The 17166-nt window shown below is 46.9% G+C and carries 14 protein-coding genes; 3 read left to right on the forward strand and 11 right to left on the reverse strand.

Going from position 1 to position 17166, the window contains the following annotated elements:
• Positions 1–21 precede the first annotated feature (21 nt).
• A complete protein-coding gene (locus tag ACJJIW_RS03380; RefSeq protein WP_444936698.1) occupies positions 22–1650 on the reverse strand; it encodes an NAD+ synthase in 1629 nt (542 codons plus the stop codon).
• 92 nt (positions 1651–1742) lie between these two features.
• On the opposite strand from ACJJIW_RS03380, the gene ACJJIW_RS03385 reads away from it, so the two are divergent.
• The 3 genes from ACJJIW_RS03385 (at position 1743) to ACJJIW_RS03395 (ending at position 5506) form a co-directional block, all read left to right on the forward strand.
• The gene (locus ACJJIW_RS03385; protein ID WP_444936699.1) at positions 1743–3326 is read left to right on the forward strand and encodes a sensor histidine kinase; all 1584 of its coding nucleotides are present in this window, start codon (positions 1743–1745) and stop codon (positions 3324–3326) included.
• A gap of 115 nt (positions 3327–3441) precedes the next feature.
• A complete protein-coding gene (locus ACJJIW_RS03390) occupies positions 3442–4842 on the forward strand; it encodes a sigma-54-dependent transcriptional regulator (RefSeq protein ID WP_444936700.1) in 1401 nt (466 codons plus the stop codon).
• A 100-nt stretch (positions 4843–4942) separates the two neighbouring features.
• On the forward strand, positions 4943–5506 hold the full coding sequence (locus ACJJIW_RS03395) for a GspH/FimT family pseudopilin (protein WP_444936701.1): 564 nt from the start codon (positions 4943–4945) through the stop codon (positions 5504–5506).
• Between the two features lie 6 nt (positions 5507–5512).
• Here the strand turns inward: ACJJIW_RS03395 and ACJJIW_RS03400 are convergent, their stop codons facing one another.
• The 10 genes from ACJJIW_RS03400 to ileS form a co-directional block, all read right to left on the reverse strand.
• Positions 5513–5974: a type IV pilin protein gene (locus tag ACJJIW_RS03400; protein ID WP_444936702.1), complete on the reverse strand. Its 462-nt coding sequence runs from the start codon at positions 5972–5974 to the stop codon at positions 5513–5515.
• Positions 5975–6033: 59 nt separating this feature from the next.
• Positions 6034–9432, reverse strand: a complete 3399-nt coding sequence (locus ACJJIW_RS03405; protein ID WP_444936703.1) for a PilC/PilY family type IV pilus protein — start codon at positions 9430–9432, stop codon at positions 6034–6036.
• Between the two features lie 12 nt (positions 9433–9444).
• Entirely contained in the window at positions 9445–9978 is a 534-nt protein-coding gene (locus tag ACJJIW_RS03410) for a pilus assembly PilX family protein (protein WP_444936704.1), read from the reverse strand.
• Positions 9978–10988: a PilW family protein gene (locus ACJJIW_RS03415; RefSeq protein WP_282934360.1), complete on the reverse strand. Its 1011-nt coding sequence runs from the start codon at positions 10986–10988 to the stop codon at positions 9978–9980. The genes ACJJIW_RS03410 and ACJJIW_RS03415 overlap by 1 nt, the downstream gene beginning before the upstream one ends.
• 2 nt (positions 10989–10990) lie before the next feature.
• The gene (gene pilV, locus ACJJIW_RS03420; RefSeq protein WP_282934361.1) at positions 10991–11524 is read right to left on the reverse strand and encodes a type IV pilus modification protein PilV; all 534 of its coding nucleotides are present in this window, start codon (positions 11522–11524) and stop codon (positions 10991–10993) included.
• 29 nt (positions 11525–11553) lie between these two features.
• Positions 11554–12069: a GspH/FimT family pseudopilin gene (locus ACJJIW_RS03425; protein WP_282934362.1), complete on the reverse strand. Its 516-nt coding sequence runs from the start codon at positions 12067–12069 to the stop codon at positions 11554–11556.
• Positions 12070–12385: 316 nt separating this feature from the next.
• Positions 12386–13318: a 4-hydroxy-3-methylbut-2-enyl diphosphate reductase gene (gene ispH, locus ACJJIW_RS03430; RefSeq protein ID WP_282934363.1), complete on the reverse strand. Its 933-nt coding sequence runs from the start codon at positions 13316–13318 to the stop codon at positions 12386–12388.
• 44 nt (positions 13319–13362) lie between these two features.
• On the reverse strand, positions 13363–13803 hold the full coding sequence (locus ACJJIW_RS03435) for an FKBP-type peptidyl-prolyl cis-trans isomerase (RefSeq protein WP_282934364.1): 441 nt from the start codon (positions 13801–13803) through the stop codon (positions 13363–13365).
• Between the two features lie 6 nt (positions 13804–13809).
• The gene (lspA, locus tag ACJJIW_RS03440; RefSeq protein WP_444895261.1) at positions 13810–14337 is read right to left on the reverse strand and encodes a signal peptidase II; all 528 of its coding nucleotides are present in this window, start codon (positions 14335–14337) and stop codon (positions 13810–13812) included.
• Positions 14330–17134 carry an isoleucine--tRNA ligase gene (ileS, locus tag ACJJIW_RS03445; protein ID WP_444936705.1) on the reverse strand — a complete coding sequence of 935 codons (2805 nt, stop codon included), beginning with the start codon at positions 17132–17134 and terminating at the stop codon, positions 14330–14332. The genes lspA and ileS overlap by 8 nt, the downstream gene beginning before the upstream one ends.
• Positions 17135–17166: the final 32 nt, after the last annotated feature.

Consider the following 17166-nt stretch of genomic DNA (forward strand, 5'->3'; position numbering starts at 1 on the left):
CCGTTTCTATTTTCAGGATAGCTAGTCACCCAGCTTCCAGCCATTGGTTATGGGATAACGGCGATCCCTTCCAAATCCGCGCTCAGAAATACGCACCCCGATGGCTGCCTGGCGCCTCTTGTACTCATTGCGCCCCACTAACCTGACCACACGCTCTACATCCTCTCTCTGGAAGCCACGCTGAATGATTTCCTCAGCGCTGTGGTCTTGATCGACATAGAGATTGAGAATTTGATCCAGGGTCTCATAAGGCGGAAGGCTGTCAGAATCCACCTGGTCCGGGGCCAGCTCAGCACTGGGCGGGCGAGTAATGACCGTTTCAGGAATCACTTCAGAAATTGTGTTGCGGTAACGGGCCAGCTCGAATACCAATACTTTGGGAACATCCTTCAGTGCATTGAACCCGCCTACCATATCCCCGTATAAGGTTGCATAACCAACGGCCATCTCACTCTTGTTACCAGTGGTCAGGACCATTGCGCCCTTTTTATTGGAGATGGCCATCAAAAGCACGCCACGAGAGCGGGCCTGCAGGTTCTCCTCAGTGGTATCCCTCTCACTGCCAGCAAATTCTTCAGCAAGAGCCCCCATAAACGAATCAAAGATGGGCTCGATACTAATTTCCCGATAGTGAACCCCCATTCTTTCCGCCTGATCGGCCGCATCGCCTTTACTCAGATCCGAGGTATAGCGAAACGGCATCATTACTGCCTCAACACGCTCTTTGCCCAGCGCATCGACCGCAACTGCCAATGTCAGAGCAGAGTCGATTCCACCCGACAACCCCAGCACAACGCCATTGAAACCATTCTTATTAACGTAGTCGCGCACCCCGAGTACCAGAGCTTGGTACACAGAAGCCAAATCGCCTTGAGGAGAAGCAATTTCCCCTGGGAGTACCGTCAAGTTCTCTCCCTGCAAAGATATGAAAGCTGGCAGCAACTGCTCTCCAAACTCCTCAGCCCTGGCACATACTTCTCCCTCGGCGTCAACAACAATTGAGCCGCCGTCAAAAACCAGCTCGTCCTGACCACCGCACCAGTTCACATAGGCAATGGGGACCCCGGCATTCTTTGCCTGCCTAGAGACCAATTCCAGCCTCTGTTGAGCCTTGCCCCGATGGAAAGGTGATGCATTGATGTTGAGAATCAACTTGGCTCCAGCATCGACTGACTGCTTGATGGGCTCTGGAAACCAAATATCCTCACAAACACTTAGCCCTACCGGAACTCCTTTGATATCTACTACACAAGGGGTTTTACCCGGTTTGAAGTAACGCTTTTCATCAAATACCTGATAGTTAGGCAGCTTCTGTTTGGCATATTCTGCGATTAACTCTCCCTCAACTATGACTCCCGCCATATTGAACATAACGCCATCAAATAACTTGGGGTAACCCACAACAATGGCACAAGGCAGATCTGCAGCTTTAAGCTGATCCAATGCCGTATCAATACGAATCTGCATACTGGGTCGCAACAACAAGTCTTCAGGAGAGTAGCCGCACAGGGTCAGCTCTGGAAAAAGCACCAAATCAGCACCCAGCTCCTGGTGCGCTCGGCGCGCAGCTTCTATCACCTGCTTGGTATTCCCGGGAATATCTCCAACCAGGGAATTGATTTGTGCCAGCACTAACTGCAAAGTAGACATCGTTGAACCTCGGACAAGACAGGCCGCTATTGTAACCCTATCGGGGTAACAACAGCAGCGGCTCACCACTACAAGAATACCGGTCATCTACATTGAGCAGCTCCCAAACATCCCCCTTACAGCATCACGAACTCCTGCGGATTAGCGCAATCTACCGGGTTGCAATAGCCTTGGTTTTACTTGGGGTTTTTTTCTCAGATATTGGCGGGGGCTCGCTAGGTAAGCACTCACAAACGCTGTTCATATACACTACTGCAGCGTACGCCTCTCTGAATATAGGTTGGCTGCTCTTTTTACGCCAGAAAGCCTATCAAACTAATAGCGGCCAGGTCGGTATTATTTTGGGTTGCGACATCCTGGTTTTCTTATTATTGATTGAAGCCAGCGGCGGCCTGAACTCTGGCCTGGGTTACCTGCTGTTAATCAGCTGCTCTATCGGCGCCATTCTGCTAGATCGGCGTCTGAGTGCATTTTTTGCAGCAATGGCCAGCCTGGGGGTAATTACTCTCCAACTTTATCATCTATTATCTGGCTCTGGCTCTAGCCAAGAAATAGTTTCTGCTGGAGGACTTGGCTTACTGATGTTTGTAACAGTAAGCGCAATTCAGTATTTGTCAGAGCGTATACGAAAAGCCAACCTTCGCGCAGACCAGCAGAGCCGGCAAGCTGCACACCTCCATAGACTGGCACAACAAATTATTGAAAGAATGAGCACGGGTGTACTCGTTATGGGTGCATCCAGTAAGCCTGAGTTAATCAACAGGGCCGCCATCCGACTATTGGGAACGCAATTAACTTCTGAAGCCCCCCTTAACTCTGAGCTTCACCGTCAAATTCAAGCCTGGCGTCACCAAAATGGAAATACTAGCGTTCTTATTCAAGCGGATAATAACGAAGAGCTGCAACTAAACTTTGCTCAGTTGCGCCATAAAAGTGGCAATAGCACACTAATTTTTGTTGAGGACAACAGAAAGCTCACGGAAGCAGCACAAAAGCTGAAGCTTGCATCATTAGGACACTTAACTGCATCTATTGCTCATGAAGTGCGCAACCCACTCTCTGCAATCAATCATGCTGCACAACTCTTGTCTGAATCTAATCAGCTCAAAGATGAGGATAGACACTTAATTGATATTATTTGTCGGCAGAGCAGCCGAGTAAATCAAATTATCGAAAATGTTATGCAATTATCCAGGCGGCGCGCAAATTCACGGGAAGAGCATAACCTGCGTGACTGGCTCCAACAGTTTTTCATTGACTTCGACACAGGTAGTTCCCCAAAAAGTAAAATTGAATTGGTCTTTTCTGAGAAATTTATTCCGGCTAATTTTGACTCTGCTCAATTATCTCAGGTTGTTACCAACCTCACAGACAATGCCCTGCGCCACTCAGAAATAGAAACCGGACAGCGCTATGCAACCATCCATGCCTACTACAATAATGAAAAGGGGCATTCCATATTGGATATTAAGGATAATGGCAGTGGTATCCCTCCTGAGCTGAAAAATCAGGTATTTGAGCCATTTTTTACTACTGATAAGGCAGGAAGTGGCCTCGGATTATATATTGCTCGAGAATTGTGCGAGGCCAACAGAGTCAGTTTGTTTCATTGCCAAAGTGATGACAATAAAAGCTGTTTCCGTCTGGAGTTTGCGCATTCTATGGGTGTGACCTGATCTAAGTCAGGACATTTCTCTGTAACTAAATCATTATTTACTAGAAATTTCTGACATAATCATGCTTCATGCCTTTTGGCATAAAGTGAACAAAACTAGAAAAGAAAGAATAACGATGCGCCCACTGGCACTAGTTGTCGATGATGAACCGGATATTTGTAATCTACTTAGTCTCACCCTTCAAAGGATGGACGTTGATTGCCACACTGCTGCTACTCTCTCAGAGGCTAAAAGCGCTCTCGACCGAAATACCTATAACTTTTGTCTAACTGATTTACGTCTACCTGATGGAGATGGACTACAGCTAGTTGAATATATTCAAGGATGCACAGAAATTGAGCTACCTATCGCTGTTATAACAGCTCACGGGAATATGGATACTGCAATCAAAGCACTCAAACTGGGGGCTTTTGATTTTGTGAGTAAACCGGTAGATCTTGATCGATTACGTAATTTGGCACAGCTCGCTCTGCGTTTGGATAGCAACCAGGCACCACAGCAAAGCAATCCCCAGAAGGGTCTCATACTTGGCGAAGCAGATAATATTCATAAACTTCGCCAACAAATCAGTAAGGTCGCGCGTAGTGACGCGCCTGTCTATATTAGTGGTGAGTCAGGTGCGGGTAAAGAGCTTGCTGCCCGCTCTATTCACTTACAAAGTGCCAGAGCTGAACAGCCCTTTATTGCTATTAACTGTGGCGCAATACCCTCTGAACTAATGGAAAGTGAGTTCTTTGGGCACCAAAAGGGAAGTTTTACCGGTGCGCACAAAGATCATAAAGGCCTTCTGCAAAGCGCGGAGGGCGGTACCCTTTTTCTAGATGAAGTAGCAGACCTTCCTCTGGAAATGCAAGTAAAGCTTCTCAGAGCAATTCAAGAAAAATCCATACGACCAATTGGCTCTAACAAAGAAATATCAATAGATACACGTATTCTAAGTGCGACCCACAAGGACTTAAGCGAAGAAGTAATAGGCGGACGTTTCCGAAACGATCTTTATTATCGTATAAATGTTATCGAGATCACTGTCCCCCCTCTTCGTGACAGGGCCGAAGATATCCCTCTCCTAACTGACGTCATTATGCAACGTATAGCCTCTAGCGCAGGGCTTACCCCTCCAGCCTTATCACATGAAGCTATAATTGCTTTGCAAAATTATTCCTTCCCAGGAAATGTCAGACAACTTGAGAACATTCTTGAGAGAGCTTTCACTTTATCTGATCAAAACATAATTCGAGAGGAAGACCTCTTACTTGAATGTAATAATAGGCAAGAAAACTCTTTAGATAAAAAGCAAAGTGTTGCTCTACCTCAGACAGAAAAAGCCGCCAGCACAGAAAACTTCAACGCAAACAAGAGCAATTCACTAGACGAATTCCTACAAAGAATAGAAAAAGAAGTTATTGAAGAAACCTTAGTTAAAACACGATGGAATCGCACTGCTGCAGCCCAAAAGCTTGGCATCAGCTTTCGTTCTCTTAGGTATAGATTAAAAAAACTTGGACTTGAAAATTAGATTCATCGCGGTTAGGACCATCGTACCGTAATTTAATGTAGTTGGAATATGTAATCCAGGTAGTATTCTAGTGCAAATTCAAATCGAAGGAGTTTGCACAATGAAACGCCTTGCTGGATTTACCCTCATAGAATTAATCATTTGCATAATGACTATTGCTGTATTAACAGCTTTAGCCCTACCCTCTTTTAACGACTTTTTTAAACGCTATAAAAATAAAGTTAAACAGAGAGAGCTTTTTGAGCTACTTATACTTATGCGTAACAGAGCACTGAATGAGAAGCGCAATTTCACACTTTGCCCAAAGAAAAGATTAGCTGATGAGTGCTCCAGTGACTGGTCAGATGGAGCTTTATTATTTGCCGACGAAAACGGTAATGGCAAACTGGATCCAGAAGATCAAATCATCAGATATTTAGGTCAAGCTGAAAAGGGAGCTTCTCTTAGCTGGAATGCATTTAATAATAAGGGATTCCTGATTTATAAGCCAACAGGAACCACTCCTTCTCAAAGTGGAAACTTCTCTTTCTGCCCCGAGAGTGGCGAGGCAGAGTATGGATGGATTATCATTCTTAATGTTATTGGAAGACCCTATTATGCAAAAGATAAAGATGGGAATAACATTGTAGAAAATGGTAGTGGAGATGAATTAACCTGTCAGTAAAAGGTTTTAGTTACAAACAGAACTCCAACACAAATCATCCGGATCAGCGAAGGCTCCGTCATCCCCTCTATCCCAAGCGCGAACACCACTAGAGCGGAGCTCAATTACCCCATCACCAGCTTGAGCATTTTTGGGTGTGGCCCGAATGGTGTAGGAAGAATCATCGGCGCTCTCAATGGTCAAATCATACGTTTTATTACTACTATCGAGAGGAGCTTCTGTAGAAAAAATAGAAGGAGATCCAGTATCTGCTCCCCCATCTGCAGCTCCAGTATAAGAACCGTTCTGCGTAAAATGCTGCTCCATTGCTTGCGCCATACTCATTAATACTCCTTGAGCGTCAGCGCGCTGAGAAGTAACTATATGATTTTGGTATGCGGGCCAAGCCAGTCCAGCAATAATACCAATAATTGCTACCACCACCATTAACTCAATTAAAGTAAATCCACTATAATTTTTCATTTTCATATATTTTCATACCTGGAATGGCCCGGCAAAGCCGGGCGCTATATGTTAACCACATGCCATTAATTTGGTGTAATTTCCTCCCATGAGAGACGACCGGCTCTATCTCCATCACCAAAATCCACCTCTCGCTCATGCACCTCACCATCACTGGTACCGGTATACTGCTTAGTACCCAAGAAGCCTGATTCATTTGGACTACTTTCGGAGAGCATTTCACCTACATAACCATAATCATCTTCATCAATTACACCGTCATTATTTGCATCGAAAACAGAATCCTCCGGAGCCAAGCCAGTCCAAACATCCACCGACATCAACCAACCATAGCCCCCGGCAGCGCAAACTTGTCCTGTAGGGATCAGGGTATTAAAAAATAAAACATAGTTCTGTAGTTCTGGTCGAGTAATAACACGCTCACCTCCATCCTGACTTGCTGTACTACCCTCTTGCAAAGGCATATACCAACCCGATTTATCACTCCAGGTAAACTCTGATCCCGATACAGTCCTCAGAGTTGTAGCACTTCCATCATCCAAGGTAAGAACCTCAGATGTCAGCGTGCGTTCTTCCAAGTTATCTGTATCTAAATTAAATACGTCATTATCAGATACAACGTAAAATCCACCTGGGTCAGTATCACTAGTATCTGAGTCTACTAAGTATTGACCTGTACCGAATGCTACTAATAAATTAGGGGAAGCGCCGGAAGAGTTATCTGTATTTCTTGCAACGAGAGGAGCACCAGTAATTGCTTCCCCTGAAACTGAAAAAAGTGGCGATGGAGAAGTAGTTGACGAAGCAACATCCCAACTTCCTGTCGCTGAGACATCAAATGCCCACATATTTCCTTTTAAGTCTCCAGCATAAATACGGTCTATAGTACCATCCAGGTCGGAGTCGACAATCGCTGGTGTTGACATCCCATTTTTATCATCGGTGTCGGCGGTCCCTGTTGAAATATAGACATGGGAATTACCACTACCATCCTCACCATCCAGATATACGATAAACAGGCCAGCATCACCCGTTGAACTATTATATCCATTTCCAAATATCGCAGCCCATTCACCATTTGACATACGACCAACCTGAGGTCGACTAAAGCTATAACCTAGGTTGCTATTGTCTGAATCTGTAAATTCCCACAAAACGATATTGGCAGCATTCGCCTCGGTAAAATCTGAGGGGTTAGTGATGTTCAGTGCATAATACCCTTTACCGCCGCCACCTAAGCCGCCCACAAGGACTGTTTCCCAGCTTCCATCAATATATGCGTCGGAAGTTGTAGGAGTCCCATCAACATAATATTTATGGGTATAGTACTGAGAACTTAATGCATGTAAGCCTTCATCCGCACTAGTGCTTAATAAGGCAGCAGGGGAATACGCAATTAATTCTTTACCTGCGTCAGTTCCACTTACATTCGCATTAAAACCATGTAAAAAGCCATCATTCGCCCCCACATAAACAACTGGTGTACGGCTACTGTTAGAACTAACAAAGCTATCATAGGTGGAAGCTTCACTGAATTCAGCTTCGTCCCAAGAAGAACTGGGTGCACCCACATATACCGGAGTCGAACTTACAATATCACCAAGGCGGCTTTCTCGAACGCGGAAATCACCTGTCCCAGTTCCTTCGTCAGTTTGATCCCCCCTAAGATAGTCAATACGATCTGAGGCACCACCATCATCGACCCCCGCGTTGGATTGGATATCAAGATTTAGATCGTCAGCATGATCTGTTCCCGAAGTACCCAGCCCAGACGCAGTGAAAGCTACTCCAACACCACCACTGTAGGAGAGCATCACTCTATTACCGGTGCTAATAGAAGCTAGTTCCGTGCTAGCCTGCCATGAGGAAGTAGAAGCAATATTTCCTTCATCATCGAGTGCCCAAACCTCTAGATCTCCCGACCAGGCGCTGCTATCAAAACTTGCAGAAAATATTGCTGAATTAGCTTCCAGTGAAGAAGTATTAAACGATACTGAACTTGAGCTACCAACAATAGACTGCACATTATTAATAATAGTATTAAAAGTGGTTTGGAGTTGATCAGCATTACTTGCCGTATACACACCACCGCCGCCTAATTCTCCAGCATTTTTCATCAGGTCAGTATCTGATAAACCATCTTCAGCAAAACCAATGATGTAACTGGTAATATTATTAACGACCTCTTCACCATCTGTTTTTGTTAAATCCGGGCGCAAGTCAATATCGTACAGGGCCTTAACAACATCATCCATTTCATCATCGGTGCAACCTCCGGTATTTGAGGAACAACTACCGTCATCGTAGCCCTGCAAATGACTGCTTATACTATCATCCCGAGTTGGTTCCCCATCTGTTAGGGCCACCATAAAGCTATTTTGACAGTAGTATTGGATAGCACCTCCATCAACTGTATCATCCGGTTCACTAACACCATTCCAATCCAAAATAGTGCTAGTACTGCCTCCTGAAGTCTCTCCCGCGAAAATTTCCTCCCCAGCTACCTCTTCTTCACTACCATCTGCATCGGTATAGGTAAGGTTATTTTCTTCATAGCCAGTAATAAAATACCGACCTACACCAGCAAAGCTCTCTGCGAGCGGGGTATTTCCACTTGCATCAATATCTTCAATAATATCGAGGATGCTGTCACGATTATCATCCGTGAGACTCTCCAGCCCGAAGAGTAATCTAGCTCCATTCCTACTGTTAAATTGCATCAAACCAACGCGCACATCATCCAGCCCAGTTACCAACTCTTGGGCAGCACTGATCATGATATCGGTTCGGCGTATATCTACTTTGGAACGAGCCGCATCACCATCATCATCCGTGAACTCATCCGCCTCGTAGCCACCACTGCTATTTTCCTTGGAAAAAAACCAGTTCAGGAAATGCCCAGTAACACTCTCCCTATAATTACTCGAATCTTCACCTGTAGAATAATAACTGCTGCCAGAGTCGTCTGCAGCATAGAGCCAAGCCGTATAATCCTCATCTTCATCAAAACAGTTATTACTGCTATTCCAAGTAAACCAGCTAGTATCATCATTGTTATCAGTATCAACTAATTTGATAGTTACACTACCGTCTGAGCTGTCGACCCGATATTCCACCTCATCATAAGTGCCCGTATAACTACAGGTGCCGCCACCACCATGGCCATGACCACCGCCACCGCAAGAATCTGTATAGGTATATTGCATAGACATTGGGCTGCTGCAGCTAGACCCTGCTGCATCAGAAGTATCATATCCATCCGCAGGCAAAACCATTGCTTCCATTGATCCTGAAGAGTCCAATACAAACATCAAATTAGGTTCTGCAGAGCCGCGAGAATAAAGAGGAACGTCGGACAATTCTCCCGGAGCAGAGAAAGTCTCGTTACTAACACAAACCAGAAGCAGCGCAGCGGTGATTGGTTTTAGTGGAAAGCGGACTATATTTAACGGTGAAAAATTCATTTTTTTACTCTTTTATATTTCTTTACCATAGAGAGTGATAATGATTCTCTCAGTACCACCAATCCCTACTCCACGAGAAACAATTTTAAATACCTGAACATCTGTGCTGTCACTCTGAGTGGAACCCGCACTAAGATCTACATTTGTGACATCGGTATCATCTTCGGTAAGCCCTGCCAACTCGATATACATACGGCCAGTTAGCGGCGTACCATCAGCCCCTTCCATTGATACCGTTTGCTCTACTGAATTGGTATCACTCCAAGTAGCGTCATCAAATAAATCTTCCGGCCCATCACCTGCAGTACGCCGCCACCCCGTTGTTCCAAAGTCATTTAGGTCTGTCAATGTCTCAATATAATCTTCACCTTGGCGTGCAACAGACTCTGCCACCTCGAGAGCTACTTTGGCATCACGGGAAGCAAAGGTCATACGCTCACTCATCAAAACCCCCCTAGCTCCTGAAATACCAATCAGAGTTAGTATCAATAAAATTATCAGGCTAACCATTAACACAGCGCCATTTTGCGACCTGATTACCCTCATTACATATCACCTCGATTGCGTACTTTTACCGTTGCAACGTATAGCTTTCTAATTCGCCCATCCGTATATTCAGTTTCACTACCATCAAGTCGGCTAATAGTTTGACTATTAACACTTGCATCGCTATCACTAGCTACCAATAACTCCAATTTAATAGCAATAACTTCTGACATTTCATCAGCATCCGAACTAGCACTTTGCCAGGTATCAACTATTCCACTATCCGTTGTATCTCGACCATATGAAACCTGCATATCTTCTATACCGGGTACTAATTCTTCTACGGAATCATTCTCATCGCTAACAAATAAAGAATTGGTCCCAGCCGTATTTTCAGCAATAAAGTAGGTTTTTTGATATGGCAAAAAGATAGCTGAGTCAGCTCCATAGGTTTCCTGAAGAGTATCACTCAGGTTTTGAACCCAATCGCTGTCGATATTACCGTCTTCATGCTCCAAAGTTCGGTCGCCATCACCGATATCCCCATCAATATCCGTTATGGTAAATATGTCACCGTTAATACAGGTTGAAACTAAGACAATATCCCCAGCTTCTACAGGGCAATTGGAACTTACAATCAAATCGCTACCACTTGGGTCTAGCATACGCCCAGAGCCACCGCAGGCATTGACAACTCCCCCAAGAATTAATACATCACTACCATCCAGCACATTCGTTGAGCCAATTGTTTGACTACTTGCATTATCAATCCCTTGAATTCCGCCAGAACCAATCGAGGTTAAGAAAGCATCAGTAGTATCTAGCCTATTCTCAATACTGTCTTGATCTGGTGTACAACCCCAATAGTCAGCAAGGCGTATTTCCTTACTCAAAAGATCTATTGCGAATCGACCGCTCTCCTGCACTCGTGAGAATCCATCCTGCATACGATAAGTATCGTTATTACTTTGAAATATCTGTAAAACACCAAGTAAAAGCAGGGAGCCTAATAAAATTCCTATCATTAACTCAATTAATGATAGCCCTCTTTGATTACTAAAAGCTCGCATTATTAAAGCTCCACTATCATCTCAAATGTGGCATCATCCAAACCACCATCTAATTCCCCGTAATTTTCTCCTGTGTGCTGCTCACTCCAAGAAATGGTTACTGTCACTTCACCCGAATCATGAGCAATTGTTCCTGTGGCTGCAGGTAAATTTGAGGACAGGATCAGTTCCCATTCATACAAATCCAACTCAGCTAATTCACTTACTGAACATGCACTGCTACAGTCTGGGGTCGAGCTGCTACCACTATCACCCGAACTGCCATCACCCGAACTGCCATCATCACCGGAGTCACCATCTCCAGAATCTGAACCACCAACAGAACCATTATATTCTCCATCGATAGTCCCAGTAGGATTCGCTCTCATACGCTCGATAATTTCCTGTGCCGCTAGCGCAGCCATATACCGATGATGAGCCCCATTACCATTTTTCAAACTCATCACTTGCGTTGCGGCCAGCCCTAATAGCCCGACTGCCAGAACCAATACCGATACAAGCACTTCGATTAAGGTTGCCCCTTTTTGCTTGAGCATTTAACTTTTTCTCCTCTAACACACCCCTACTATGGGCAGTTTATACCTGTATTCAATCGTAAAGCCCCAGAGACAAGAAGTTGCAGCTGACGGCCATAATCACCTGCTCGGTTATCACATAAGTCTAATGTCAAAGTGGTTCCGAGACTGATTTCGCCATGAGCATTAAAGCTAAATTCCAAGTCTGTCACAGCAGCTCCTGCAACATCAGCAACTATACTAATATCCTCATGTTCGACTCTTAATATTCTTAATTCTTCACCATCCGCATAAGCATCATTTCCATCATCATCCACCCAAATAATTACGCCATTTTCTATATCATCATTGATAGACGTGATCTCTACACCGCCCCCTCGACGCACAGCTTCTGATCGTGCGTATTGAAGAGTTCCATTCAAGTCATTAGTCATGGCTACCAGGCGGTTGTGCTCAATTAACGCATTAAAGGAAGGAAGTCCGATAGCCACGACTATCCCTAAAACAGTAACAGTGGCCATTAACTCTATTAGGGTTACCCCTTTGATACATTTAAAATTTTTCATTAATCCATGCCTTAAAGAACCCAAAAATACTGAGCGATATTTCTACATCATAAGAAGAGTAAATCTATTGCTCTCTGAAGTATGCAATCAGACGGTATAAAATTCACACAAAAAAAACGATCTGTTTCACCGTTCACAAACAATGTGAACGCAAAGTGAAAACTCAGTTCTCGGGCTCGCTCTATCTGTGTATATATACCAGTTTATGGAAAGTAGGTAAGCGATGGGGTCGAGGGTTTTGCAGCTTGCCGACAAACGGCTTGGAGGGGGCGATAAGTGGGCCAGTCAGCTAGCCAAAAGGAAATAGAGCTGCTGATTAACGCAGCTCTTTAGGCAGGGAGAAACGTATATTCTCAGCCCTTCCATCCATTTCTTCAGGAAGGCTTGCACCAAGTTGTTGCAGTCGATTAATCACTCCTTGTACCAGGACTTCCGGTGCTGACGCTCCCGCTGTGATCCCTATGGCCGTCTTATCCTGAAGCCAATCCGCATCGATATCATCTGCACCATCGATCAATTTGGCAGCAGCACCACAGCGTTCAGCGAGTTCACGCAGGCGATTAGAGTTAGAACTATTCGGGCTACCAACAACAAGGACCAGGTCACTTTCCAGAGCCAGCTGCTTTACAGCATCCTGGCGATTCTGGGTCGCGTAACAGATATCATCTTTTCGCGGCCCACGGATTTCAGGGAAACGCACTCTCAGGGCATCAATTACTCGAGCGGTATCATCCATGGATAGTGTTGTCTGGGTAACATAGGCGAGATTACTCTCGTCTTTAACAGTTAACTTCGCAACATCCTCTTCGTCTTCAACCAGGTAAATGGCACCGCCAGCAGAGTTGTCATACTGCCCCATTGTGCCCTCCACTTCCGGGTGCCCAGCGTGGCCGATAAGTATGCACTCAGCACCGTCGGTGCTGAACTTACTCACTTCAATATGCACCTTGGTAACCAGCGGGCAAGTAGCATCGAATACACGCAGGCCGCGCTCTCCAGCTTCGCGCTGCACAGCTTTTGAAACACCGTGAGCACTGAAGATAACGATAACATCATCGGGCACTTCATCGAGTTCATCGACAAAGACCGCACCGCGCTCTTTCAGACTTTCCACCACAAATTTATTGTGCACCACTTCATGGCGGACATAGATCGGCGCACCAAATACATCCAGGGCGCGATTCACAATATCAATTGCCCGATCAACACCGGCACAAAAGCCCCGGGGGTTAGCCATTCGGATTTGCATATCTACTTCAGCACCCTACTTGCTACAAAGGGGGAGCCCCGACCCTATTGGATCGAGTCCACCGCAATAATTTTCACATGGAAATTTAAGGTTTGACCGGCCAATGGATGGTTAAAGTCGACGGTAACATCGTCCTCACCAATCTCACTGATTACTCCGGGGAGTTCGCCGCTGCCATTGTCAAAAGAGACTACCAACCCGCGCTCCAGCTCCATATCTGGAGAAAAGGTATCCCGGCGCACCTTTTGCAGGTTTTCCGGGTTGCGCTGACCAAATCCTATCTCCGGCGGTATCTCGATCTCGGCTTCATCCCCCGCTTTTAAACCAAAAAGGGCTTTTTCAAAGCCCGGCAGCAAACTGCCATCGCCAACACTGAAAGAGGCTGGGTCACCTTTGAAGGTTGAATCCACCTCAGTGCCATCATCCAATTTCAGGCTAAAGTGCAGTGTCACCCGGCAGTGTTCACCGATAACGGCATTACTCATAGTTCGTTAGACTTCCACGTTATTTTTTGCTTTGCCACTTTCTTTTTCTGCAAAAAAAAGTAGCTCAATAACCAGCATTGCAGCGCCGATACTAATTCCCATATCCGCAACATTGAATACCGGGAAGTGCCAGTTTCCGTAATAGACCGAAATAAAATCCCTTACGTAACCCAGCAGCACTCGATCCCAAAGGTTGCCCAAGGCCCCCCCCAGAATTAGTGCCAGGGCACAGGGTTCCCAGCGCTTTGTTGCCGGCAAGCGCCATAGCCAAACACTGACAACAACGCTAAATACAAAGGCAATAATTCCGAAAAACCATCGCTGCCACCCCCCAGCATCAGACAGGAAGCTAAAGGCAGCACCGTAGTTTTCCGCATAAGTAAATTGCAGCAAGCCGGGAATAATTTGCATTGATGGGCCGTGCATAAACATATCCACGGCCCAGACTTTGCTGGCGATATCGAGGACAACCACCACCAGCGCCAGCCAGTACCAGCGCCATGGATGCCCCCAAACAGGGTTGGAACTAGGCATAGTGCCTCACTTCTCCTTCACCAGAAACGTTTTCCACGCAGCGCTCACAAATGTCTGGATACTCTGCTGATACACCCACATCGGCACGGTAATGCCAACAGCGCGCACACTTGGGGTGATCCACTTTGCTTACGCTGACTTTCAATCCTTCCAGCTCTGTGGACTCTGCACCGGCAGCATCGCTGAGTGGCTGTACAGAAGTGGAGGAGCAAATCAAAACAAAGCGCAACTCGTCTTCGAGCTCCAAGAGCTTTTCGCGCAGGTCATCCTCGGCGAACAGAGTCACCGCCGCTTGCAGGGAGCCGCCAATAGCACCAGCTCCACGCTGCTCTTCAAGCACCTTGTTTACCGCAGTTTTTACTTCGGCGATGGCGGCCCAATAGTCCGCACCTTTAACCGAGTCTGCTGGCAGCTTCGGCAGCGAATACCACTCTTCAATAAAGATGCTGTCCGCTTTGGCTCCGGGAATAAACTGCCATAGTTCTTCTGCGGTAAAGCTCAGGATAGGCGCAATCCAGCGAACAAATGCCTGAACAATATGATAGAGGGCGGTTTGCGCAGAGCGGCGTGCAGTACTGTCCTCTTTGGTGGTGTACTGACGATCTTTGATGATATCCAAATAGAAGCCACCCATTTCCACGACGCAGAAGTTATGTAACTTCTGATAGATCTGGTGGAACTGGTAGTTATCGTAAGCCGCAATAATTTCATCCTGTAGACGCGCAGCCTTATCCAGCGCCCAGCGATCCAGCGCCAGAAGCTCACTCTCCGGCAACAAATCTTTTTCCGGGTCAAACCCAGCCAGGTTGGACAGGAAGAAACGAGCCGTATTGCGCAAGCGACGGTAAGAGTCCGCTGTGCGTTTCAGGATCTCATCGGAAACCGCCATTTCACCACTGAAGTCTGTGGCGGAAACCCAAAGGCGCAATACATCTGCACCCAACTTGTTGATTACATCCAGTGGTGCAACGGTATTGCCGATGGACTTGGACATTTTCCGTCCCTGTGCATCTACCGTGAAACCGTGGGTCAACACTTGCTTATAAGGGGCACAATCGTTGATAGCGATGGAGGTCTTCAGTGAAGACTGGAACCAGCCTCGGTGCTGATCAGAGCCCTCAAGGTACAGATCTGCCGGGAAACGCAGGCCGTTGCGGCGCTCCAGTACGGCGTAATGAGTCACACCTGAATCGAACCAGACATCCAGGGTATCGGTAACCTTTTGATATTGGTCTGCCTCACCTCCCAGAAGCTCCTGTGGGTCCAGGTCAAACCAAACGTCCATACCCTCGGCGTCGACCTTTTCAGCCACTTTGTCCATCAAAGCGGGAGTGTCCGGGTGGATTTCATGGGTCTCTTTGTGAACAAACAAAGCGATGGGCACGCCCCAGGTGCGCTGGCGGGAAATACACCAATCCGGGCTGCCGTCGAGCATGGCATCGATACGAGCCTTGCCCCAACCGGGGATCCACTGAACTTCATCCGCTGCCTTCTGTGCATTCTCCAGAAGATCATTCTGCTGCATGCTCACAAACCACTGCGGAGTTGCGCGGTAAATAAGCGGCGTCTTGGTGCGCCAGCAATGAGGGTAGCTGTGCTCCATCTTACCCTGGTGCAGAAGTACTCCGCGCTCCTGTAACAGGGCCACGATTTTGTCGTCCACCTTGTAGACGTGTTCACCGGCAAACAGCGGTACCATATCGCGGTATACGCCATTGTCATCGATATAGTTCAGGGTATCGATGCCGTAGCGCTTGCCCACCTGGAAGTCATCGGGACCATGGTCCGGCGCCGTGTGTACACAACCGGTACCCGCATCGGTGGTGACGTGATCGCCGAGGATCATCGGCAACTGCTTGTCGTAGAAGGGGTGGTTGAGCTTCAAGTGCTCCAGGGCGGCACCGCGAATTCGGCCGACCACTTCGCCCTCGAGCCCCGCCTTTTCTAATACTGCATCCTTGAGTGCCTCGGCAACGAGCAAGCGGCGCCCAGCCGTTTGCACCACAACGTATTCCAGCTCAGCATTGACAGAAACCGCTTGGCTGGAAGGAAGCGTCCAGGGGGTTGTGGTCCAGATAACAACAGATAGGGGGCCTTCACCCGCGTGTCCACCTGCCGCATCGGCGATAGCCAGGGATGTCTCTTCCGTCGCTGGATAGCAAACGTAAATGGAGTAGGAGGTTTTATCCTGATACTCCACTTCCGCTTCTGCCAGAGCTGATCCGCCCACAACGCTCCAGTACACGGGCTTGAAACCCCGTGCCAAATGGCCATTTTTGACCACTCGTCCAAGCGCGCGGATGATATCGCCTTCAAATTGGAAATCCATGGTGCGGTAGGGGTTGTCCCACTCACCGAACACCCCCAGGCGAATAAAGTCTTTCTTCTGTCCGTCCACCTGCTTGGCTGCGTACTCGCGACACTTCTGGCGGAAGGTTTTGTGATCCACCTTTGCGCCCGCCTTGCCAATCTTTTTCTCGACGCGGTGCTCAATCGGCAGGCCGTGGCAGTCCCAGCCAGGCACATAGGGAGCGTCAAAACCGCTCAGGGTTTTCGACTTGATAATAATATCTTTGAGAATCTTGTTGACCGAGTGACCGATGTGAATATCCCCGTTGGCGTAGGGAGGACCGTCGTGCAGGATAAACTGCTCGCGCCCCGCCCGCGCTTCGCGGATTTTTTCGTAGAGCTTGGTTTCCTGCCACTTCTTTAAAATAGCCGGCTCGCGCTGGGGCAGATTGCCGCGCATAGGAAAGTCGGTCTCAGGCAGGTTTAAGGTCACTTTATAATCAGTCATTGGATGTCTACTTCAGCTCTAGTAGAGAAAAA

Source organism: Microbulbifer maximicatervae (SeqCode) (genome assembly GCF_052467815.1).

What these genes read in the sequence shown, in the direction of transcription:
- ACJJIW_RS03415 (WP_282934360.1), bottom strand. Translation starts at nt 10,988, where the DNA reads ATGCGAGCTTTTAGTAATCAAAGAGGGCTATCATTAATTGAGTTAATG.
- ACJJIW_RS03390 (WP_444936700.1), top strand. Translation starts at nt 3,442, where the DNA reads ATGCGCCCACTGGCACTAGTTGTCGATGATGAACCGGATATTTGTAAT.
- lspA (WP_444895261.1), bottom strand. Translation starts at nt 14,337, where the DNA reads ATGCCTAGTTCCAACCCTGTTTGGGGGCATCCATGGCGCTGGTACTGG.
- ACJJIW_RS03405 (WP_444936703.1), bottom strand. Translation starts at nt 9,432, where the DNA reads ATGAATTTTTCACCGTTAAATATAGTCCGCTTTCCACTAAAACCAATC.
- ACJJIW_RS03395 (WP_444936701.1), top strand. Translation starts at nt 4,943, where the DNA reads ATGAAACGCCTTGCTGGATTTACCCTCATAGAATTAATCATTTGCATA.
- ACJJIW_RS03425 (WP_282934362.1), bottom strand. Translation starts at nt 12,069, where the DNA reads ATGAAAAATTTTAAATGTATCAAAGGGGTAACCCTAATAGAGTTAATG.
- ACJJIW_RS03435 (WP_282934364.1), bottom strand. Translation starts at nt 13,803, where the DNA reads ATGAGTAATGCCGTTATCGGTGAACACTGCCGGGTGACACTGCACTTT.
- pilV (WP_282934361.1), bottom strand. Translation starts at nt 11,524, where the DNA reads ATGCTCAAGCAAAAAGGGGCAACCTTAATCGAAGTGCTTGTATCGGTA.
- ispH (WP_282934363.1), bottom strand. Translation starts at nt 13,318, where the DNA reads ATGCAAATCCGAATGGCTAACCCCCGGGGCTTTTGTGCCGGTGTTGAT.
- ACJJIW_RS03400 (WP_444936702.1), bottom strand. Translation starts at nt 5,974, where the DNA reads ATGAAAATGAAAAATTATAGTGGATTTACTTTAATTGAGTTAATGGTG.
- ACJJIW_RS03410 (WP_444936704.1), bottom strand. Translation starts at nt 9,978, where the DNA reads ATGAGGGTAATCAGGTCGCAAAATGGCGCTGTGTTAATGGTTAGCCTG.
- ACJJIW_RS03380 (WP_444936698.1), bottom strand. Translation starts at nt 1,650, where the DNA reads ATGTCTACTTTGCAGTTAGTGCTGGCACAAATCAATTCCCTGGTTGGA.
- ileS (WP_444936705.1), bottom strand. Translation starts at nt 17,134, where the DNA reads ATGACTGATTATAAAGTGACCTTAAACCTGCCTGAGACCGACTTTCCT.